Raw genomic sequence first — 21,119 nt, 5'->3', positions numbered from 1 at the left:
GAGGACGATGACCGAGCACACCTTCGGGTTCCGCACGCGGGCCCTGCACGCAGGGGGTATCCCCGACGCGGCGACCGGAGCACGGGCGGTGCCGATCTACCAGACGACGTCGTTCGTGTTCCGGGACACCGAGGACGCCGCGAGCCTCTTCGCGCTGCAGAAGTACGGCAACATCTACTCGCGCATCGGCAACCCCACGGTCGCAGCACTCGAGGAGCGCATCGCCTCGCTGGAGGGCGGCATCGGCGCCGTAGCCACGGCGTCGGGCATGTCCGCCGAGTTCATCACCTTCGCCGCGCTCGTCGGGGCGGGTGACCACGTGGTCGCGTCCGCGCAGCTGTACGGCGGGACCGTGACGCAGCTCGACGTGACGCTGCGCCGGTTCGGGGTGGAGACCACGTTCGTGCCGGGTACCGACCCCGCCGACTACGCGGCAGCGATCACGCCCGGGACGAAGGTCCTGTACACCGAGGTCGTCGCGAACCCGTCGGGCGAGGTCGCCGACCTCGAAGGGCTCGCCGAGGTGGCCCACGCCGCCGGCATCCCGCTGGTCGTGGACGCGACGCTCGCGACGCCCTACCTCGTGCGTCCGATCGAGCACGGCGCCGACATCGTGATCCACTCCGCGACGAAGTTCCTCGGCGGGCACGGCACCACGCTCGGCGGTGTGGTCGTGGAGTCCGGCCGGTTCAACTGGGGCAACGGGAAGTTCCCGCAGATGACCGAGCCCGTCCCGTCCTACGGGAACGTGAGCTGGTGGGCGAACTTCGGCGAGTACGGGTTCCTCACCAAGCTGCGGTCCGAGCAGCTGCGGGACATCGGTCCCGCGCTCTCGGCGCAGTCCGCGTTCCAGCTGCTGCAGGGAGTCGAGACGCTGTCGTACCGCCTGGACGCGCACCTGGCGAACGCCCGGGCCGTCGCCGAGTGGCTCGACGCCGACCCGCGGGTCTCGTACGTGCTCTGGGCCGGGCTGCCTTCGCACCCGCACCACGAGCGGGCGCAGAAGTACCTGCCGCTCGGGCCGGGCTCGGTCTTCGCGTTCGGCCTGCGGGTCCCAGCGGCAACCGACCTGTCCGACGGCGGGAGCGTGCCCGACGTCGGTGGTGCGCCCGACGGCCGGGACGCCGGCCGGCGGTTCATCGAGTCGCTCCAGCTCGCATCGCACCTGGCGAACGTCGGCGACTCGCGCACCCTGGTGATCCATCCGGCGTCGACCACGCACCAGCAGCTGAGCGGCGAGCAGCTCGAGGCGGCGGGCGTGCCCGAGGATCTCGTCCGCATCTCCGTGGGGCTGGAGGACATCGAGGACATCCTCTGGGACCTCGACCAGGCCCTGACCAAGGCGACGGGAGCGAACCGATGAGCGAGACCTGGCAGGGTCCGAGCCTGCAGGACCGCATGCGGATCCTGCGTACGACCACCTCTGTCGCGATCGTCGGGGCGTCGGAGAACCCCGCTCGAGCGAGCTATTTCGTGGCGTCATACCTGCTCTCCTCCTCTTCGTACGACATGTACTTCGTGAACCCGCGGGCGACCGAGATCCTGGGCCGCCCCGCGTACCCGAGCCTGGCCGACCTGCCCGTGGTGCCCGACCTGGTCGATGTCTTCCGGCGGCACGACGACCTGCCGAGCGTGCTGGACGAGACGGTGGCCGTCGGCGCCAAGACGCTCTGGTTGCAGCTCGGGCTGTGGCACGAGGACGTCGCGCGCGGGGCTGAGGCCGCCGGGCTGGACGTGGTGATGAACCGGTGCCTCAAGATCGAGCACGCGCGCTTCCACGGTGGGCTGCACCTGGCAGGGTTCAACACCGGTGTGATCAGCTCCCGGCGCGCGGAGCACTAAGACCCCACCGGCCGGGCCTGCGGCGTGCGCGACGGACCCCACCGCAGGCGCCACCAGCTGCCGGACTCCCGCACGTCCGCGTTGTCCGCGGCGATCTCGTCGGGCTCGGGCCAGCAGGGTCGGGCACCGTCCCGCCTCAGCCGACCGGCCAGCCACGCCCAGAGCGCGGGATGCTGCGCGGCTCGCGCGTCGGCGTCGGTGCGGCCGCCCTCGAACCGCACGTAGACCGCAGCGACGCTGATCCCCTCGTCGGGTGTTCCGTAGCCGCCGACCCACACCCGTGCCTTGATCCGCCGCGGCTCCCTGGTGATCGCGTACGTGACCTGTCCGAGCGTTGGCCCGCCGCAGAAGCTGCGGGCCAGGGCATGGGGCGGGAACGTGGTGCGGATCAGGTGCGCGTCGATCGGGTCGCCGAGCAGGGTGGCGAAGCTGCCACCGTCGGCGAGACCGGCCCAGGGCACGAGGCTGTCCACCACCCGGTACGCGGGGGACCGCAGCAGCCAGCCCGGTGAGTCGTCGTGAGCCGTGGCGGCCCCGAGCGTCTGTCGGCGGTCGCGACCCTGTCGGCGTGCGCTCAGGTCGATGACCGACGCGTCCTGGACGTCCCGTGCTCCTGGCATGTGTCCCCCGCGGTTCGGCCTGTGATCGTGATGGTGCTCGGCACCCGTCCGGGCACGATCCTCGACCGGCTGGAAGCACCCGAGGGGCTGCGTTTCGCAATCTGTGGACAAGGGGTCGAATCGGCGACCTGTGGTCGGGCTCGTTCCGTTGCGGTCCCGTCGGCCGGTCCGCTCCGCCGTCGGCACGGCCTAGAGTCGATCCACAATGACCACACGCGTAGAACCGGTCACCCAGGTGCTCCTCGTCGAGCGTGTGGTGGACCTCGTCCTTGCCCGCGCCGCAGGTCCGGCCGGGCAGCCCGCCGGCCATCAGCTCCGCCTGCTCGTCGACGGGCACCCGTCCACGCACCCCGAGCTGCTGGCCGACGCGCTGGTCGTGCCGCTCGAGGCCGCAGGCCGTCCCGTGGCACGGGTCAGTGTCGGGGACTTTCTCCGTCCACGGTCCCTCCGGCTCGAACGGGGGCGCGAGGACCCGGACAGCCTGCTCCACGACTGGATCGACGTCGGGGCGCTGAACCGTGAGGTGCTGACGCGTGTCGTCGACCGGCAGGAATATCTGCCCAGCCTGCGCAACCCCGACACCGACCGCGCCACCCGGGTCGGCTACGCGTCCGCCGCACCCGGGACCGTCGTCGTGCTCGACGGGGCGCTCGCCGTCGGACGCGGGCTCGACGTCGACCTCGCCGTACATCTCGCGCTCAAGCCGGCGACGCTCCGCCGTCGGACGCCGCCCGCTGAGGCCTGGACCATTTCCACCTACGAGCGCTACGCCCAGGAGATCGAGGGTGCATCCGACCTGATGGTCCGGGTCGACCACCCGGACCACCCGGCCCTCGTGCACACCTGAGCCGGTGCAGCAATGAGTCAGTGCAACAGTGAGTCAGCGCACCAGGCAGAACGGGTGGCCCGCCGGGTCGGCGAACACCCGGAACCCTTCCGAGCCGCCGGGAAGACGCGTCGCACCCAGAGCGAGGACCGCTGCCTCGCCGGCGTCGAGGTCGGCCACCTCGATGTCGAGGTGGACCTGCTGCGGGTATGCGGGATCGGGCCACCGCGGCGCGTTGTACCCCTCCACCGACTGGAAGAGCAGCGGCTTGGGACCGCCCAGCATGGCGACCCCCTCGGCGTCGTAGGTGACCGGCTCGCCCACCACGCCCGACCAGAACTGGGCGAGCTGCGACGCGTCAGGGCAGTCGAAGGTCGCACCCATGACGGTGACGCCCTCCGCCTCCTCCTTGAGACAGAGGTCGAACGGGTGCCCCGCAGGGTCGGCGAGAGTGATCCACTGCTCGCCCTCCCGCAGCACCGTGGCCCCGAGCTCCACCGCGCGGGCGCTCGCGGACGCCAGGTCCGACGCGTAGAGGTCGAGGTGCGCCTGCTGCGGGTGCTCCTGGCCCGGCCACTGCGGCGGCACGAGGTCGAGAGCCAGCTGGAACGCGATGCCCCAGCGGTCAGGGGTCACGACGGTGATCCAGTCGTCGTCCGCCTTCGAGACAGTTCCGGCCGTCAGCGCCTTCCAGAAGTCCGCCTCGGCAGCGAGGTTCGAGACGTCCAGGACGACGGAGTCCAGGGTGCCCACCCCGTCAGGCGCGGGCACGGCAGAAGTTGGTGCGGTCATTGACTTAGCCCTTCAAGAGGTCGTGTCACGGACAGTGCTTTCGCTCCTCCACCATGCACCGAGCCACTGACACTCCCCACCGGACCAGTCGCGAGTCTAGTTATCCACAGGCTTCGTCCACAGGCCTGTGAATAGGTTGGCGGTCGCTGCGTGGCTGCGCGCCGGACGACACCCACGCCGGTGAGCCGTCGAACGATCCGGCCTCGTCCGCCGCGGCGATCTCCACGAGCAGCACGCGGACCCGCGCGGTGATGTCGTCGACTATCCGCTCGACCTCCTCGATCGGACGGCCCGCGGGGTCGTCGAGCGGCCAGTCGAGGTAGCGGCGTCCAGGGTAGACGGGGCAGGAGTCCCCGCAGCCCATCGTGACGATGACGCCGGAGGCGCGCACGATGTCGTCCGTGAGCTCACGCGGGAACTCGATGAGCCCGTCGAGGCCGCGGCGCGCCAGGACCGTCTCCGTCATCGGGTCGGGCTCGGCCACGGGCCTCGTCCCAGCGGTGCGCACGCGGATGCGGTCACCCGCGAGGCGCCGGGTGACCGCCGCCGCGATCTGGGACCGGCCGGTGTTGTGGACGCAGACGAAGAGCACGTCGCGCGGGGAGCCGTGCGTCACCTCGGTCATCGCGGCGAGGCGGTCGGCCGCGAGCCACGCGGCCAGCGCGGGCAGGTGCCCGGACGACCCGATCCGCCGGCGCAGCGAGGAGTAGCACTCGTGGACGAGTCGATCCACGGTCCCCGTGCCCGCGTTCGCGGCGAACCCGACGGTGAGGGTCTCGACCACCCGGTCGAGCAGTGCCCCGTGGTCGTGCACGTCGAGCGCTGCCTCGCCCGGGTACCGGGGCGCCGCGAGGGCCGCCGCACCGAACCGCGCGATCCCTCGCGACGACACCCGGTACGACGGCACCGGGCCCACGACGGCGACCAGGCCGACCGCCACCAGCGCGTCGAGATCCTGCTCCACGTCCGCGACGGCCGGTACGTCGACAGCGTCTCCCGGCGCGTCGTCGACGGTGTACTGCGCCAGGTCCTCGGCGGTCGCGCGGCCCGCCGGATGCGTGAGCATGCGGGCAAGCAGGCGTAACCGTTCGGGGTTCGCCATCGTCAGCCTCTGCGCGGAGCGCAGCTCGTCCGGGGTCATGATCTCTCCTTGGCGCGGTGTGGCCGGGCGCCAGGAGCGAGGCTACCTCGCGGCTTCGCTGAGCAGAGCACTCGACCAGCCCGACCAGCGGTACGACCGCCGGCCGAGCTTGTCGAGACCCTGTCGGCCCCTTCGAGACCTCAGGACGAGACGTCCGCGAACACGCGCGCCCGCACCGACGTCTCCGCGAGCCCGTCCGGCCCGGTGATGACCCGGTTGCCCCACGCGGTGCGCTGCGCCGGGTCGAATCCCGTCATCATGTCCAGGTACTCGACCCCGCCGCCGTTGCCGCTCCAGGACCACGCGAACCAGCCGATCCCCTGCGACCGGGTGTACGACATGATCGTGTCCTCGTCGGGGTTGCCGTCGGAGTGGTCGTGCCCGAACTCGCCCACGATGATCGGCAGGCCCTGGCCCGTGAAGGCGTCGAGGTAGGACGTGACCTCGGCGGCGGTGTCGTACACGCCGTACATGTGCACGGAGAACACCGTGTTGCCGTCCGGGTCGGCCGCGAGGACGTCCGCCGCGGAGTCCCGCATGATGCCCTGCCAGTCCTGGCCCCAGGACGGCGCGTCCACGACGATCGTGTGCTCGAACCCTGCGTCGCGCAGCCGCTGGATCGCCGCGGAGGTGTCGGCGGCCCAGCTCGCGTTGACCGCCGCGTTGTTGCCGTAGGGCTCGTTGCCGATGTTGATGAGCACGCGGTCCTCGGTGCCCTGCAGCGTGGGCAGCAGCGAGATCCAGTAGCTGGCGGCGGTGTCGAGGGTGCTCGCGGCGGCCTCCTCGCCGTAGCCGGTCGTGTCGTGGTCCTCCAGGACGCAGATCAGCCGGTTCCCTTCGCACAGGCTGACGACGTTCGCGACGTCGGCCGGTTCGTTGCGCGTCCAGCGGGTCCCGTCGCTGAGGACCACCCGTACCGAGTTGGCGCCGGCCTCGGCGATGTCGGCGAACGAGCCGATCTCCGAGGCGTACCAGGTGTGGGCGTGGCTGACGCCGCGCAGCAGCAGGGGCGAGCCGTCGCTCTCGACGAGCTGCCCGCCGGAGACGTGGATGCCGACGGCGTCCACCCCGCCGGCGTCAGTGCGGCCGTCGAGGGCCGCGGGCGTCACGGCGCCTGCGGACTGGGCGAGCAGCGGGACGAGCAGCAGGCCGAACATCGCGGCCGTTGCGGTACCGGAGATGGTCGCGCGCGTGGGTCTCATAGTTCCTCCCCTTCGAGGGTGTACATCGATTACGACCCTCGAAGGGTCTCCCGCGCGCCTGCGGGAGAGACAGGAAGCGAAACGCTTAAGTCGGGCCGGGCTCAGGCCTCGGGAGCCGGCGGAGTCCCAGGTTTGGGCGGCCGCACCGTCGGGACGTCGCCCACGATCGGCACGGGACGGCGGTGGAACGGGAACCCGTAGCGCGTGGCCAGGCCCGCGAGCGTCGTGACCCGGTTGCGCGGGCCCACCAGCGACATGATGTGCACGAACAGCCAGACCAGCCACGCCATGCCCTTGGTGATCCGCAGGGACTTGCCACCCGGCAGGTTGATCTCGGCGATCGCGGCGCGCCGGCCGATCACCGCCATCGTGCCCTTGTCGACGTAGCGGAGCTGCTGCAGGGGCTGGTCCTCGAGGAGCGCCTTGATGTTGCGGCCGACCACGGTGCCCCCTTGGATCGCGGGCTGGGCCAGCTGCGGCAGGTCCGACGGCGAGACCGCTATGTCGCCCGCCGCGAAGACGCCGGTCAACCCCTCGACCCGCATGTCCTCGCCGACCTTGATGCGGCCGTACTCGTCCTGCGGCAAGCCCCACTCGGAGACCTCCGCGTGCGGGTGCACACCCGCGGACCAGACGGTGAGGTCGGCGTGGATGCGTTTGCCGTCGGTGAGCACCACCGCATCCCGTTCGACGGCGGCGACGCCGGCGCCCAGGTGCAGCGAGACCCCACGCCGGGTCAGCTCCTTGGCGGCATAGGTGCGCAGCTTGGGCGCGAACGCCTTGAGGATCTCGCCGCCGCGCTGGACGATCTTGACCTCGAACGCGTCGCCGTGGATCTCGGGGTAGGCAGGTGCCAGTCCCGCGGTCCGCAGCTCGGCGAGCGCGCCCGCCACCTCGACCCCGGTGGCGCCACCGCCCACGACGACGACGCGCAGACCGTCGTCCAGCCGCTTGGACTTCGCCGCCTTCTCCAGGCGGATGAAGAGGTTGTCGCGGATCCGCAACGCCTGTGACCGCGAGTACATCGGGAACGCGAACTCCTTGGCGCCCGGCGTCCCGAAGAAGTTGGTGGTCACGCCCGCCGTCACCACGAGGTAGTCGTAGCTGACCCAGTGGTCGTTCAGGAGGCGGATCTTCTTCGCCTGGTGGTCCGCCTCCACGAGGTGCTCGTGGACCACGTGCACGTTCTTCTGCTTCAGCCGCATCCCGCGCAGGAAGTAGGTGACGTCGCCGGCGTTCAGCCCGCCCGTGGCCACCTGGTAGAGCAGCGGCTGGAACGTGTTGTAGACCCGGCGGTCGATCAGCGTGATCCGCACCGGCGCGTCCCGCAGCGCCTTCACGACGGCCATGCCGGCGAACCCGCCGCCGACGACCACCACGTGAGGCAGCGGTTCCGGGTGCCCTTCCAGGGGTGTCTCGAGGCCGTAGTCCTCGTTCTCGACGGAGCGGGCCTCACCAGCGTGCACGGGGGTATGTGCGGAGTCGGTCACGCCCTAAAGTCTCTCACCGGATGGGCCACTCACATCCGGTGTGGACCGGCACCCGGGCGCCCGGGTTACCGTGGTCGGTCGTGAGCACCACCGACGTCCTGCACCAGCAGCTGGCCCACGGACTACGACCCCGGCACCTGACGATGATGGGCCTGGGTTCAGCCATCGGAGCCGGCCTGTTCCTCGGCTCCGGCCTCGGCATCGCCGCCGCCGGGCCCGCCGTCCTCCTCAGCTACGCGATAGCGGGCGCCATCGTGGTGCTCGTCATGCGGATGCTCGCGGAGATGGCCTCGGCGCTCCCGTCGAGCGGGTCCTTCTCCGTCTACGCGGAGGTCGCGCTCGGCCGCTGGGCCGGGTTCCTGCTGGGCTGGTTGTACTGGTTCACCATCGTCATGGTGCTCGGCGTCGAGGTGACCGGCGTGGCCTGGATCGTGCACGGCTGGTGGCCCGCGGTCCCGCAGTGGGCGGTCGCCGCCGTCGTCGTCGCGGTGTTCGGCGCGATCAACCTCGTCGGCGTGCGCCAGTTCGGCGAGGCCGAGTTCTGGTTCGCGGCCGTCAAGGTCGCGGCGATCGTCGGGTTCCTGGTCCTGGGCGTGCTCATCGTGACCGGCGTCGTGCCGGTGACGGGCAGCGCCCTGGGGGACTGGGCCGCGCACGGCGGCTTCGCGCCCGCCGGACTGCCCGGTATCGCGGCCGGCCTGCTCACCGTGGTGTTCGCGTTCGGGGGCATCGAGATCGTCACGATCGCGGCGGCCGAGGCGCGGGACCCGCAGTCGGCGGTCGCGACCGCCACCCGCACGATCCTCTGGCGCATCCTGTTCTTCTACGTGGGCTCCGTCGCGATCATGGTCGCCCTGATCCCCTGGACCGACGCCGCCCGCCTGGAGTCGCCGTTCGTGTCCGTGCTGGAGATGGCCGGGTTCGACGGCGCCGCCCGGCTCATGGAGGTCGTGGTGGTGCTCGCGCTCCTGAGCGCCTTCAACGCGAACGTCTACGCGACGTCGCGGATGCTGTTCTCGCTCGGCGGGCGCGGTGATGCCCCGGCGGTCGCGACCCGGGTCTCGCGACGCGAGGTGCCGTGGGTGGCGGTGCTGGTCTCGGTGTTCTTCGGCGTCGTCGCGGTGCTGCTCAACTACCTGCTGCCCGAGTCGCTGCTCGGGGTGCTCCTCAACGCCGTCGGCTCGGCGCTGCTCGTGGTGTGGCTGCTGATCGTCGTCTCGCAGCTGCGGCTGCGACCACGCCTGGAGGCCGAGGCCGCCGCGCGGGGCGAGAAGCTCCGCCTGCGCGCCTGGGGCTACCCGTGGCTCTCCTGGGTGACGCTCGTGGCGCTCGTCGCGGTGGTGGGCCTCATGCTGTCCGACGCCGCCGCTCGGCCGCAGATCGCCGCGACCGCGGGCCTGGTCGTCGTGATCCTGGTGGTCTACGCGATCGCGCGGGCCGTGCGGCGGTAGGCGTTCAGCAGACCGTCACCGGGGGTCCATCCGCCGGTCGGACGGTCGCCAGCCCGGCCCCCGATCGTCGTCGGCATGAGCGAGAAGACTGCCGGCGGCATGCCGAGCGAGATCAACCCGGCCGACAGCGGCACCGCGGAGAGCGGGACGCCTGCCGTCGACCGCCGGACGTTCCTGTCCCTGAGCAGCCTCGGCGCGGCAGGGGTCGCGACCGCCGCAACCGTCGCGGCTGCCGCGCCCGCCGGTGCGACGGAGCTCAGCAGGCACCCCCAGCGCGGGCTGCGGTTCGGACGCGACGGCAAGTTCAAGATCGTCCAGTTCAACGACACGCAGGACGACGAGAAGGTCGACCGCCGCACGCTGGAGCTGATGCGCGCCGTGCTCGACGACGAGCGGCCCGACCTCGTGATCCTCAACGGCGACAACATCACGGGCGGCTGCGACACCCCGCTCGAGATGCACCAGGCGATGAACAACGTGGTGCAGCCGATGGAGGAGCGCGCGGTGCCGTGGGCCATCACCTTCGGCAACCACGACGAGGACTCGACGCCGAAGAGCGGCGTCGACGAGACGGACATGCTGGCCTTCTACCGGTCCTACCGGTACAACGTGAACGGCCCGACGGCACGCGGCGTCACCGGCCAGGGCAACTCGAACCTCCTGATCGACGGCTCGAACGGGCGCCCGGCGTTCAACGTCTGGCTGCTCGACTCCGGGCGCTACGCCCCCGAGCTGCTGGCCGGCCAGGACTTCGAGGGCTATCCGACGTGGGACTGGCTGCGCATGGACCAGGTCAAGTGGTACTACGACACGTCGGTGCAGATCGAGCGCAAGGCCGGGCGCGTCGTCCCGGCGCTGATGTTCATCCACATCCCGCTGTGGGAGTACCGGTTCATGTGGTTCGGCTCGGTCGACGGCCGCACCGACGCCGACCACGAGCGGGGCAAGGCCCGGCACCGCATCGAGGGCGAGCGCAACGAGGAGGAGTGCCCCGGGCCGTTCAACTCGGGCATGTTCTCGGCGATCCAGCAGCGCGGCGACGTGCGCGGCGTGTTCTGCGGCCACGACCACGTGAACACCTACTCGGGTGACTACTACGGCGTGCTGCTCGGTTACGCGGGAAACACCGGGTTCGGCACGTACGGCCTGTCGGGTCCGGAGCGCAACCGCCTGCGCGGCGCGCGCGTCTACGACCTCGACGAGTCGGCGGACGGTGTCCTGACCGGCACGCGGATGCGGTTCGCCGGCGAGTTCGGCATCGACCTCACGGCCAACGACCAGTGGATGGAGCCGCTCCCGCTGCCGAAGGGCAAGTGACGCACGACCCTCCCACGTGTCAGACGCTCAGGACACCCTGGTGACCTGAGCGTCTGACACGTGCGAATAAGGGGTTTCCGGGGGTGGGAGCATGTGCGCATGGTTGAGCTTCTCGCGGTCTGCCGCGTCCACGTCCTGCTCCCCGACGCCGGCACCGTGGGCGTGACGGCCATCGACAAGCGCCCGGTCGAGGGCCGCGTCAAGGTCCGGCCGTACGGCCTGTACGCGGACGTCCAGGCGGACCGCGCGAGCCACGGCGGCCTCGACCAGGCCGTCTACGCGTACGCGCAGGAGGACGCCGACTTCTGGTCCGCCGAGCTGGGCCGCGACGTCACGCCCGGGCTGTTCGGCGAGAACCTGCGCGTGCGAGGGCTGGACGTGAACCGCGCGGTGATCGGGGAACGCTGGCGCGTCGGCTCCTCGCTGCTCGAGGTCACGCACCCGCGCGTGCCCTGCCAGACCTTCGGCCGCCGGCTGGGCGAGCAGCGCTGGGTGCGCCGGTTCACGCAGGCGAACCGCACGGGCGCCTACCTTCGCGTGATCGAGAACGGTGAGATCGGCGCGGGTGACACCGTCGACGTCGTGCACACGCCCGTGCACGGGGTGACCGTCGCGGACTGGTTCGCGGCGAGCTACGGCCTGGCCCGCCAGGAGGCCGGCGACGCCGTGGACACCGCGGACGGCCGGGGCGCACCCGACCCGGACGCGCTGGAGAAGCTGGCACGACGGCTCCTGGCCGCGCACACCCTCGGCGAGATCCGGCTCAGCGCCGGCATGCTCCGCCGCACCACCCAGGCGACAACCATCCCGGTCGACTAACCACGGTCCGGTCCGGTCCCGTGTCAGTGTCGGCGGGCGTAGCGGGTGCGGGCGGCGTCGTGCGCCTCGCGGAGGAGGCGCAGGACCGTGTCGGCGGTCTCCGGTCCAGGGTTGACGACGGCGATCCAGCCGGCGGACCCGTAGACCGGGTGCGGCAGCACGACGTCGGGCGTGGCCGGATCGATCGCGGAAGCCTCCGCGCCGTCGAGCCCGGCTCCGGCGTCCCGGGTGGTCGTGAGCTCGCGGAACGTCGCCCGGTCGACATGGATGTTCACGCGCCAGCGCCCGGCCGGGTCGAGATCCGATCCGGTGTCGTCCGGGTAGTTCTTGGTGACGACCGTGCCGTAGGGCTGGACGGTCCGCGGCATCTGGCCGTCGGGGGCGTAGTAGAAGAAGGTGTCGCCCCAGGCCAGCTCGGGGAAGTCGGCGTCGCCGACGGCGGGCGCCACGACGAGCGAGCCGTCGAGATCCCGCACGGTGCCGATGATCTGGTCGATACTCAGGTGGGTGCTCATGGTTCAAGCATCACCTTCAAGTGCTTGTGTGGGGTTGGGCGGATGACGCGAGAGGACCGGCCACCGCTCCGGACCGCCGACGTCGCGCGGGAGTCCGGATACTCCGTGCAGCAGGTCCGGGACCTGGAACGGCTCGGCGTCCTACCGTCCGCCGTCAGGGCCCCCAACGGGTATCGGGCCTACACGGCTACGCACGTCCGGGCGCTGCGCGCCTACCGTGGGCTCGCGAGCGCCGCCGGGCCCGTGGACGCGCGGTGCCTGCTCGCCACGACGTTCGCCGCGGCACAGGTCGATCTCGCGGAGCCCGGAACGCGCCTCGCCGACGCCGCCGCCGCGATCGGTGCGGTGCACGTCCGGCTCGCACGTGAGCGGGACGAGGCTTTGCGCGCCCGTGCGGCGCTCCGTGCGATCCGGGCGGAGGCCGCCGCCCCAGCCGTGGCACCGGACGCCGACCCCACAGGCGCCCCGCCTGACAGTACCGGCGACACCATGACGATCACCGAGCTCGCCGCGGCGCTCGGCGTGCGCACGTCGACGCTCCGGTTCTGGGAGCAGGAGGGGCTCGCGGTCCCCGACCGCGTGACGACCTTGCGCGCTCGCCAGTACGGGACCGGAGCGATCCAGGAGGCGCGTATCGTCGCGGCCCTCCGCAGCAGCGGGTACGGCATCCCGGCCGTGCGGGACGTCGTCGCGACGCTCCGCCAGGTCGGCGTCGCCGAAGGACAGGTCGACGGCGCCGCCGAAGGAGCCGTCCGGGCGGAGCGGATACTGGACCAGCGTCTCGACCAGATCGCCGTCCGCACGGTCGCCCTGCTCCGCGCGGGCGCCGACCTGGCCGCTGTTCTCGACGACGTGGGGCGGCAGGGGGCGAGAAGCTGAGTCAGTCGTCGCTGAGCTGCTTGCCCTGGCGCACCAGGTCCTGCAGCGCGCGCTGCACCCGCTCGACGTCGGGCACGTCGTCGAGCACCATGCCGGGCTGGTCGGTGCCGTCGGAGATCACGAGGGTGCCGCAGCCCCAGAACCGGTCGCTGAGCTGCTTCTCGAAGGTCACGTTGTTGATCCGGTAGAGCGGGATGTCCCGGCCGGTCTGGGTGAGGATGCCGGTGCGCAGCGCGACGCGCTGGTTGGTGATGATGTACCGCGTGGTGCGCCAGCGCAGGAACGGCCCGGCGGCGGCGGCCAGGCCGAGCACGACCAGCGCGAGCGTCGCGAGCCCGAGCACCACTCCGTCGACCGGCAGCGGAACCACCCACAGCGCGACGAGGGCGGCGATCAGCACCACGAGCAGCAGGATCGGCTTGATGACCTTCTTCGGGTGGGTCCGGAGCTGCATCACGATGGTCTCGCCTTCGGCGAGGTGCTCTTCCCTCATTCCGCGAATACTGCCCTACTGGGCTGCCAGGTTCCATCCTTCTACGGTCCGCAGGCTGTGTCCGTACCCCAGCAGGCAGACGGCGGCGGTCCCGAGCTCGAACCGGGCCCCGAGCCGCGGGTCGACGCCGAGCCAGACCGTGGCGAGCACGCGGAGCAGGTGCCCGTGCGCCACGAGCAGCACGTCACCGCCGCCGTCCTCGGCCCGGGCGGCGAGCGTCTCCTCCGCCCGCGCCACCACCCGTGCGGCCCGGGCCGCCACGTCGTCCAGCGTCTCCCCGGGCCGTCCTTCGCCGTGCTCTGCCGACGGCGGCAGCACGCGCACGCCGTCGTCGAAGATGAGGAACTCCCGCCCCAGCTCCGCGGAGACGTCGCGCGAGGTGCGGCCGTCGACGGGGCCGTAGTCCCACTCGGCGAGGTCCTCGTCGACGACGGCGTCCGCGTGGCCCGCCAGCTCCGCCGTCCGCCGCGCCCGGGTCAGCGGGGACGTGTACACGGCGGCGAACTCGTAGTCCGCGAGGGCGCCCCCGGCGTACCGTGCCTGCTGCTCGCCGGCCGTGGTGAGCGGGATGTCGGTGCGCCCCGTGTGCTGTCCGCTCGCGCTCCACTCGGTCTCGCCGTGCCGCAGGAGCACGAGCTGCGGGTCGCGGGACGGCTTCAGGGGCTGCGGCCGTGGCTCGGTGCGGGGTGCGTCAGACATACGTGGAGCATCCCGCGCCCGACGGCCGCCCGCACCCGCGGCTCGCCGGGGCGCCGGGACCTGCCCTCGGTGGTCGAGCTTGTCGAGACCGCCTCTGACCTGCCCGAACACGCCAGGCCAACACGCCGGGGGATCACGGAGAATCCTGGTGCGCCCACACTCACCGGACCTACTCTGGGCACCGTGACCCGAGGCACACCGGCGTCGCACGGCGCCGTGGATCGCTTCTCCACACGAGGCCTGCCCGCAACGCGGCGGATCGAGCTCTGGGAGAGGCACAACGCGCACGCCCTGGTGGCGCTGCAGGCCCGCATGCTCGACGAGTCGGCGCTCGAGGCCGCGGAGGCGAACCTCCAGCTGGACCGGCTGCACCTGGCGCACGTGGTGGCCAACCCGCACGCCGTCGAACGCACCGCGCGGACCGTTCGCGCCCGCCCGACCGAGTCGGTGGCCCTGTACCTCACGCTCGCGGGCGAGGCGATCTTCGCCGACGACAACGGCACCCGGAGGCTGCGCCCCGGCCAGCTCCTGGTATGCGACGCCGACCGGCCGTTCCTGCGCGGCTTCGCGCACGGGCTGGAGGAGCTGGCGGTCAAGGTGCCCTACGACGTGCTCCGGTCGGCGGGCGTCACCATGCCGCGCGCCGCCAGGGTGGTCGACTTCCGCACGCGGGCCGGCTCGGGAGGATCGGCACCGGCCCGGGGAGCGGACCCCTACGCGGCGGCCCTGGCCGCGCTGGTCGCGCGCGCCGTGGTCTCCCAGGAGGGCGGCTCGGCGAACGAGGACGCGCTGCTCGAGCTGGTCGCCGCGGTACTGACCGAGCCGGACACCGCCGACACCCCGCCCGCGACCAGGACGCCGACGACGGGCGCCCACTTCGCCGCCGCCGAGCAGTACGTGCGGCAGTGGCTGCGTGACCCCACGCTGTCCGCGCGCCGCATCGCCGACGCGATAGGACTCAGTGAACGGCAGCTCTCGCGGGTGTGCGCCGAGTGCGGCACGAGCGTGCCGCGGCTCGTCGCCCGTCGTCGGGTGGAGATGGCGGCCCGCATGCTGCGCATGCCGTCCTACGCCGAGCAGACGGTCGAGGCCATCGGACTGCGCTGCGGCTTCTCGTCGGCCGCACAGTTCTCGCGCGTCTTCCGGGAGCAGTCGGGCATGTCGCCGTCTGAGGCCCGTCGGTACCCGGGCCCGTCCAACAGCCTCCCCATCGACTCTTGAGGATTTCCGCCGACTTTCGTGGTCATCCCTTTTCCCTGGTGGGAGGCCACGGCAGCCTGTGCGCATGCCTGAGTTCGACGACGGTCTGACCGAGACCGCACTGCCCAGCAGCCCTGCCGGCGCCACGCCCACCGACGTCGTCGTCGATACCGACGTGCTGGTCGTCGGCTCGGGGCCCGCGGGTGCTTCCGCCGCCCTGTTCCTGTCCAGCCTGGGGATCAGCAACATCATGATCACCAAGTACCGCTGGACGGCGAACACCCCGCGCGCGCACATCACGAACCAGCGGACGATGGAGATCTTCCGCGACCTCGGCATCGAGGACCAGGTGCTCGCGGACGCCACGCCCCACGAGCTGGTGGGCGACACGGTGTTCTGCACGACGATCGCGGGCGAGGAGATCGGCCGCATCCTCACCTGGGAGACGCACCCCGCGCGCGAGGCGGACGCGCGGCTCGCCTCGCCGTCGCTCACGGTGGACATCCCGCAGACCTACCTCGAGCCGATCCTGGTCAAGAACGCGACCCAGCGCGGCACGCAGTCGCGGTTCTCCACGGAGTACCTGAGCCACACCCAGGACGCCGACGGCGTCAGCACCCGCGTGCTCGACCGCGTCACCGGCACGGAGTACACGATCCGGTCGAGGTACCTGATCGGCGGAGACGGCGCCCGCTCCCAGGTGGCCGCCGACCTCGGCCTGCCCATGGAAGGCGCGATGGACATCGCCGGCTCCATGAACATCACGTTCAAGGCGGACCTCACGCATCTCGTGGGCCATCGCCCGTCGGTCCTGTACTGGGTGCTGCAGCCGGGGTCCGACGTCGGCGGCATCGGCGCGGGCCTGGTCCGGATGGTGCGGCCGTGGAACGAGTGGCTGATCGTGTGGGGCTACGACATCGCGGGCGACCCGCCGCAGCTCGACGACGCCGCGGCCGCCGACATCGTGCGCCAGCTCGTCGGCGTCGACGACCTGGACGTCGAGATCACCGGCTACTCCCTGTGGGGCAACAACCAGATGTACGCGACCCACCTGCAGCAGGGTCGGGTCTTCTGTGCCGGCGACGCCGTGCACCGGCACCCGCCGAGCAACGGCCTGGGCTCCAACACGTCGGTCCAGGACTCGTACAACCTGGCGTGGAAGATCGCCGCGGTGCTGAACGGCCAGGCGGCGCCGTCCCTGCTCGACACCTACTCGACCGAGCGCGCTCCGGTCGCCGAGCAGATAGTGCTGCGGGCCAACAAGTCCGGCGGCGAGTTCCGGTTCATGGAGGTGCTGGGCGTCCTGGACGCCGAGACGCCCGAGGCGATGCAGGCCGCCATCGACGAGCGCAAGGCGAACACCCCGGCCGGCGCGGCCAAGCGCGCGGCGCTCGTCGAGGCGATGGACCTCAAGCACTACGAGTTCAACGCGCACGGCGTGGACATGGGGCAGTTCTACGAGTCCGCCGCGATCGTGCCCGACGGTTCTCCCCAGCCTGTGGACGAGCGCGACCCCGAGCTCTACTACAAGCAGTCCACGGTCCCCGGCGCGCGGTTCCCGCACGTGTGGGTGGCCGACGTCGACGGGCACAAGCGCTCGACGCACGACCTCGTGCCGTACGGGCAGTTCACGCTCGTGACCGGCATCGCGGGCGAGGCCTGGGCCGACGCCGCGGCGAAGGTCGCCGACGAGCTCGGCGTGCCGCTGGCGGCCGTGGTGATCGGGCCGGGCCGCGAGGTCATCGACACCTACTACGACTGGGCGAAGATGCGCGGCGTCGAGGAGTCGGGCGCGATCCTGGTCCGTCCCGACTCGCACGTGGCGTGGCGTGCGCAGGCGCTCGCCGACGACCCGGCGCGCGCGCTGGGTGACGCGCTGCGAACGGTGCTGGGACGGAGCGAGCACGATGACTGAACCGGTCCCCAACGGCGCGGCCGCCGCCGAGCAGGCCGCCCGGGAGCAGGAGCTCACCGACCGGGTGGCGGCGTCCTTCGACGGCCCGGACGACGAGCGGCTGAGGACCGTCCTGCAGTCCCTGACCCGGCACCTGCACGCGTTCCTGCGCGAGGTGCGCCTCACCGAGGACGAGTGGAACAAGGCCATCGAGTTCCTCACGGCCGCCGGCCACATCACCGACGACAAGCGGCAGGAGTTCATCCTGCTGTCCGACGTGCTGGGCGCCTCCATGCAGACGATCGCCATCAACAACGAGGCCTACGCGAACGCCACGGAGGCGACGGTCTTCGGTCCGTTCTTCGTGGACGACGCCCCGCGGATCGAGAACGGCGGCGACATCGCCGGCGGCGCCACGGGGCAGCCCTGCTGGGTCGAGGGCACCGTCTCCGACACGTCCGGCAGACCGGTGCGAGGGGCCCGGATCGAGGTGTGGGAGGCCGACGAGGACGGGTTCTACGACGTCCAGTACGGCGACGAGCGCACCGCCGGCCGCGCGCACCTCTACTCGGACGACGACGGCGGTTACCGGTTCTGGGGCATCACGCCGACGCCGTACCCGATCCCGCACGACGGGCCGGTGGGCGCGCTCCTCGCGGCGTCGGGCCGCTCGCCCATGCGCGCGGCGCACCTGCACTTCATGGTGACCGCGCCGGAGCTGCGCACCCTGGTGACCCACATCTTCGTGCGCGGCGACGAGCAGCTCGCCTCGGACTCCGTGTTCGGGGTCAAGGACTCGCTGGTCATGGACTTCGAGGAACTGTCGGCCGGCACGCCGACGCCGGACGGCCGCGCGGTAGAGGGCACGTGGTCGCGCACCCGGTTCGACATGGTGCTCGCCCCACGCGAGTAGCCCGCACCACCCGCACCACCGCACCACCTGAAAGTCACAGCGACGTGTCAGACGTACAGGTCACCCCGGTGACCCGTACGTCTGACAACTACCGGCTCGACTACTGACTTGGAGTGACGACGATGGTTCGCAACGGACGGGTCCGGACGGTCAGGGCGACAGCGGCCTGGGCGTCGACGGCGGTGCTCGCGGGAACGCTCGCGGGCTGCGGCGACGTCGGCGGTGGACCGATCGGCGGGGACGGCGGGGACGGCGACGTGCTGAAGATCGGCTTCGTCTCGACCGAGACGGGTCCGTCGGCGCCGTTCGGCGAGGCCAACACCTACGTGATCGAGGCGATGGAGAAGTGGTTCGCGGACAACCCGGTCACCGTCGACGGGAGCGAGCACACGGTCGAGATCATCGTGAAGGACTCGCAGTCCAGCTCGGCGCGTGCGGGTGAGGTCGCCGCGGAGCTGATCAACACCGACGGCGTCGACCTGGTGCTCACCTCGTCCACGCCGGACATCACCAACCCCGTCTCGGAGCAGTGCGAGGCCAACTCGGTCCCGTGCATCTCGACGGTCGCGCCCTGGCAGCCCTTCGCGATCCGCGAGGGCGACCAGCCGGCCGACCTCAGGTACAGCTATCACGCGTTCTGGGGCCTGGAGGACGTCTCCGCGGTCTACGCGGACATCTGGAGCCAGGTCGACACCAACTCCAAGGCGGCGGGTCTGTTTCCGAACGACCCGGACGGCCAGGCGTGGAGCGCCAACTTCCCCGCCCTCACCGCGGACACGGGAGTCACCATCGACGACCCGGGCCTGTACCCGAACGGCACCCAGGACTTCTCGGCGCAGCTCTCCGCGTTCAAGGGCCACGACATCCTCGTCGGCGTGCCGATCCCGCCGGACTTCACCACCTTCTGGCAGCAGGCCGGGCAGCAGGGCTACCAGCCGAAGGTCGCGACGATCGGCAAGGCGCTGCTCTTCCCCTCGGCGGTCGAGGCGCTGGGCAACGCGGGCGACGGCCTCACCTCCGAGGTGTGGTGGCACCCGACCGCGCCGTTCTCCTCGTCCCTGACCGGGCAGACGGCGCAGGAACTGGCCGACCAGTACGAGGCCGACACGGGCAAGCAGTGGACGCAGCCGCTCGGCTTCGCGGAGGCCCTGTTCGAGATCACGGTCGCCGCCGTGGAGAAGGCCGGGTCCACCGAGCCCGACGCGATCACCGAGGCCCTGTCCACGCTCGAGGTCTCCACGGTGGTCGGCGACGTCGCCTGGGGTGCCGACGACACGGTCCCGCCGTACGTCGCCAAGACGCCGCTGGCCGGCGGCCAGTGGCGGCTGGACGAGGGCGAGGACGAGGGCGAGCACCCCTACGAGCTCGTGGTGGTCTCCAACAAGCTGGCCCCGGAGATCCCGACGGGCGGCGAGGTCGAGCCGCTCGGGTAACCCGCCCCCGCTGGTCGAGCCTGTCGAGACCCCGAAAGGACTGCACGCGTGCCCCTCCTCGAGGTGTCGGCCGTCGCCAAGCGCTTCGGCCGCGTGGTCACCGCCCGCGACGTGTCCTTCGACGTCGTCGCGGGCGAGGCGCTCGGCCTCGTCGGCCCGAACGGCGCGGGCAAGACCACCCTCCTCGACATCGTCGCGGGCACCCAGCGGGCCGACGCCGGGACCGTGGTGCTCGACGGCCACGACGTCACCCGGCTCGGCGCCGCGGCCCGCGCCGACCGGGGGATCGCCAGGTCGTACCAGGTGCCGCGGCCCTTCGGTGGCCTGACCGTGTACGAGAACGTACTGGTCGGAGCGTCGTTCTCGGGGCGGCGGCACGCCGGGAGAGGGGTGGCACGGGACTCGCACGCGCAGGCCTGGCACGCGCTCGAGGTGACGGACATGACCGAGGCGGCCAACACGCCGTCGGGCAGCCTGCGCCTGCTGGACCGCAAGCGGCTGGAGGTCGCACGGGCGCTCGCGACCGCTCCGCGCCTGCTGCTGCTGGACGAGATAGCCGGCGGCCTCACCGACAGCGAGCTGCCGCAGGTCGTGAGCCTCGTGCGCCGCCTGCGGGACGACGGCGTGGCGATCGTCTGGATAGAGCACGTGCTGCACGCGCTGCTCGACGTCGTGGACCGGCTGATGTGCCTGGCCGGGGGCGAGGTGATCGCGCAGGGCGACCCGCACGAGGTGATCCGCAGCCCCCAGGTGATCGAGGTCTACCTGGGCTCGACGGTCGACACGGTCGTGGAGTCCCCGGCGGACCCCGCGTCGAACCCCGAGCCCACCGAGGGGACCACATGAACGTCCTGGAGGCGACCGGCCTGGAGGTCCGGTACGGCGACCTGCTCGCGGTGGATGGCATATCCCTGACTCTGGCCGAGGGGGAGACCCTCGCGGTGCTCGGCGCCAACGGCGCGGGAAAGTCCACGCTGCTGGCGGCGCTCGCGGGGACGCACCCGCCGACGTCGGGCAGCGTGCTGCTGGACGGCGAGCCGGTCACCCGGGTGCCTGCCTACCGGCGCGTCCGGCGCGGGATCGCGCTGGTCCCGGAGGGGCGGCGCATCTTCGGTTCGCTCACCGTCGAGGAGAACCTGCTCATGGGCCGCTACCCGAAGCGCCCCGGACCGTGGGACCTGCGCGCCGTCTACGACATGTTCCCCCTGGTGGCGGAGATGAAGGACCGGCGGGGCGGTGTGCTGTCCGGCGGCCAGCAGCAGGCGGTGGCGATCGGCAGGGCGCTGCTGGCGAACCCGCGGGTCCTCCTGCTCGACGAGGTGTCCCTCGGGCTCGCGCCCGCCGTCGTGACCCAGCTCTACGACGCCGTCCGGCGGATCACCGCGGCGGGTACCACCGCACTCGTCGTCGAGCAGGACCTGGACCAGGCGCTACGCGTGGCGGACCGGGTCCAGTGCCTCCTCGGCGGCCGGACCGTCCTGGAGGCTCCGGCCGCCGGCCTGGACCGCGAGACCGTGGCCGACGCCTACTTCGGTATCACCCACACCTCGCCGAGGTAGAACCGTGCCGAGACAGGACCGAGCGAAACCGGAG

General features: G+C 71.7%; 21 protein-coding genes. 13 read left to right on the top strand and 8 right to left on the bottom strand.

The window, feature by feature from the left end:
- Nucleotides 1-7: 7 nt before the first annotated feature.
- A complete protein-coding gene (locus ACQEVI_RS10910; protein WP_432898139.1) occupies nt 8-1,363 on the top strand; it encodes an O-acetylhomoserine aminocarboxypropyltransferase/cysteine synthase family protein in 1,356 nt (451 codons plus the stop codon).
- Nucleotides 1,360-1,842, top strand: coding sequence for a CoA-binding protein (locus ACQEVI_RS10905; protein WP_432898136.1), 483 nt, complete (start codon nt 1,360-1,362; stop codon nt 1,840-1,842). Before ACQEVI_RS10910 ends, ACQEVI_RS10905 begins: the two co-directional genes overlap by 4 nt.
- On the opposite strand, the gene ACQEVI_RS10900 is transcribed toward ACQEVI_RS10905, so the two are convergent.
- The gene (locus tag ACQEVI_RS10900) at nt 1,839-2,462 is read right to left on the bottom strand and encodes a hypothetical protein (protein WP_432898133.1); all 624 of its coding nucleotides are present in this window, start codon (nt 2,460-2,462) and stop codon (nt 1,839-1,841) included. The two genes, ACQEVI_RS10905 and ACQEVI_RS10900, sit on opposite strands and share 4 nt — an antisense overlap.
- A gap of 205 nt (nt 2,463-2,667) precedes the next feature.
- Here ACQEVI_RS10900 and ACQEVI_RS10895 point away from each other — a divergent pair, with 205 nt between their 5' ends.
- Entirely contained in the window at nt 2,668-3,309 is a 642-nt protein-coding gene (locus ACQEVI_RS10895) for a uridine kinase (protein ID WP_432898130.1), read from the top strand.
- A gap of 33 nt (nt 3,310-3,342) precedes the next feature.
- On the opposite strand, the gene ACQEVI_RS10890 is transcribed toward ACQEVI_RS10895, so the two are convergent.
- The 4 genes from ACQEVI_RS10890 to ACQEVI_RS10875 form a co-directional block, all read right to left on the bottom strand.
- Entirely contained in the window at nt 3,343-4,080 is a 738-nt protein-coding gene (locus tag ACQEVI_RS10890; protein ID WP_432898127.1) for a VOC family protein, read from the bottom strand.
- A 100-nt stretch (nt 4,081-4,180) separates the two neighbouring features.
- Nucleotides 4,181-5,221, bottom strand: coding sequence for a low molecular weight phosphatase family protein (locus ACQEVI_RS10885; protein ID WP_432898124.1), 1,041 nt, complete (start codon nt 5,219-5,221; stop codon nt 4,181-4,183).
- A gap of 140 nt (nt 5,222-5,361) precedes the next feature.
- The gene (locus ACQEVI_RS10880) at nt 5,362-6,423 is read right to left on the bottom strand and encodes a glycoside hydrolase family 5 protein (protein ID WP_432898121.1); all 1,062 of its coding nucleotides are present in this window, start codon (nt 6,421-6,423) and stop codon (nt 5,362-5,364) included.
- 101 nt (nt 6,424-6,524) lie between these two features.
- Nucleotides 6,525-7,913 carry an NAD(P)/FAD-dependent oxidoreductase gene (locus ACQEVI_RS10875; RefSeq protein WP_432898119.1) on the bottom strand — a complete coding sequence of 463 codons (1,389 nt, stop codon included), beginning with the start codon at nt 7,911-7,913 and terminating at the stop codon, nt 6,525-6,527.
- A gap of 80 nt (nt 7,914-7,993) precedes the next feature.
- Between ACQEVI_RS10875 and ACQEVI_RS10870 the strand changes: the two genes are divergently transcribed.
- From ACQEVI_RS10870 to ACQEVI_RS10860, 3 genes are all read left to right on the top strand, one after another.
- Nucleotides 7,994-9,364 carry an amino acid permease gene (locus ACQEVI_RS10870; RefSeq protein ID WP_432898116.1) on the top strand — a complete coding sequence of 457 codons (1,371 nt, stop codon included), beginning with the start codon at nt 7,994-7,996 and terminating at the stop codon, nt 9,362-9,364.
- 75 nt (nt 9,365-9,439) lie between these two features.
- Nucleotides 9,440-10,681 (top strand): metallophosphoesterase family protein, encoded by a 1,242-nt coding sequence (locus tag ACQEVI_RS10865; protein WP_432898113.1) that lies wholly within the window; start codon nt 9,440-9,442, stop codon nt 10,679-10,681.
- A gap of 99 nt (nt 10,682-10,780) precedes the next feature.
- Complete coding sequence (locus ACQEVI_RS10860; RefSeq protein ID WP_432898110.1) at nt 10,781-11,500, top strand: MOSC domain-containing protein; 720 nt, start codon at nt 10,781-10,783, stop codon at nt 11,498-11,500.
- Nucleotides 11,501-11,523: 23 nt separating this feature from the next.
- Here the strand turns inward: ACQEVI_RS10860 and ACQEVI_RS10855 are convergent, their stop codons facing one another.
- Entirely contained in the window at nt 11,524-12,015 is a 492-nt protein-coding gene (locus ACQEVI_RS10855) for a DUF6194 family protein (protein ID WP_432898107.1), read from the bottom strand.
- A gap of 42 nt (nt 12,016-12,057) precedes the next feature.
- Between ACQEVI_RS10855 and ACQEVI_RS10850 the strand changes: the two genes are divergently transcribed.
- Entirely contained in the window at nt 12,058-12,894 is an 837-nt protein-coding gene (locus ACQEVI_RS10850; protein WP_432898104.1) for a MerR family transcriptional regulator, read from the top strand.
- A gap of 1 nt (nt 12,895) precedes the next feature.
- Here ACQEVI_RS10850 and ACQEVI_RS10845 read toward each other — a convergent pair whose 3' ends face one another.
- Nucleotides 12,896-13,387 (bottom strand): PH domain-containing protein, encoded by a 492-nt coding sequence (locus tag ACQEVI_RS10845; RefSeq protein ID WP_432898102.1) that lies wholly within the window; start codon nt 13,385-13,387, stop codon nt 12,896-12,898.
- Between the two features lie 15 nt (nt 13,388-13,402).
- Nucleotides 13,403-14,086 carry a histidine phosphatase family protein gene (locus ACQEVI_RS10840; protein ID WP_432898099.1) on the bottom strand — a complete coding sequence of 228 codons (684 nt, stop codon included), beginning with the start codon at nt 14,084-14,086 and terminating at the stop codon, nt 13,403-13,405.
- A gap of 183 nt (nt 14,087-14,269) precedes the next feature.
- Here ACQEVI_RS10840 and ACQEVI_RS10835 point away from each other — a divergent pair, with 183 nt between their 5' ends.
- From ACQEVI_RS10835 to ACQEVI_RS10810, 6 genes are all read left to right on the top strand, one after another.
- Nucleotides 14,270-15,307: an AraC family transcriptional regulator gene (locus tag ACQEVI_RS10835; protein WP_432898096.1), complete on the top strand. Its 1,038-nt coding sequence runs from the start codon at nt 14,270-14,272 to the stop codon at nt 15,305-15,307.
- Nucleotides 15,308-15,371: 64 nt separating this feature from the next.
- On the top strand, nt 15,372-17,201 hold the full coding sequence (locus tag ACQEVI_RS10830) for an FAD-dependent oxidoreductase (protein WP_432898093.1): 1,830 nt from the start codon (nt 15,372-15,374) through the stop codon (nt 17,199-17,201).
- A complete protein-coding gene (locus ACQEVI_RS10825) occupies nt 17,194-18,093 on the top strand; it encodes a dioxygenase (protein ID WP_432898090.1) in 900 nt (299 codons plus the stop codon). The genes ACQEVI_RS10830 and ACQEVI_RS10825 overlap by 8 nt, the downstream gene beginning before the upstream one ends.
- 122 nt (nt 18,094-18,215) lie before the next feature.
- Nucleotides 18,216-19,526 (top strand): ABC transporter substrate-binding protein, encoded by a 1,311-nt coding sequence (locus ACQEVI_RS10820; protein ID WP_432898087.1) that lies wholly within the window; start codon nt 18,216-18,218, stop codon nt 19,524-19,526.
- A 48-nt stretch (nt 19,527-19,574) separates the two neighbouring features.
- On the top strand, nt 19,575-20,372 hold the full coding sequence (locus tag ACQEVI_RS10815; protein WP_432898084.1) for an ABC transporter ATP-binding protein: 798 nt from the start codon (nt 19,575-19,577) through the stop codon (nt 20,370-20,372).
- Nucleotides 20,369-21,085, top strand: a complete 717-nt coding sequence (locus tag ACQEVI_RS10810; protein WP_432898081.1) for an ABC transporter ATP-binding protein — start codon at nt 20,369-20,371, stop codon at nt 21,083-21,085. The genes ACQEVI_RS10815 and ACQEVI_RS10810 overlap by 4 nt, the downstream gene beginning before the upstream one ends.
- Nucleotides 21,086-21,119 lie beyond the last annotated feature (34 nt).

The sequence above is a fragment of the Promicromonospora sp. CA-289599 genome, from assembly GCF_050936155.1.
Classification (GTDB): Bacteria; Actinomycetota; Actinomycetes; order Actinomycetales; family Cellulomonadaceae; genus Promicromonospora.
The sequence above is the reverse complement of the archived record's forward strand: the minus strand, read 5'-3'. Positions and strand labels throughout refer to the sequence as shown.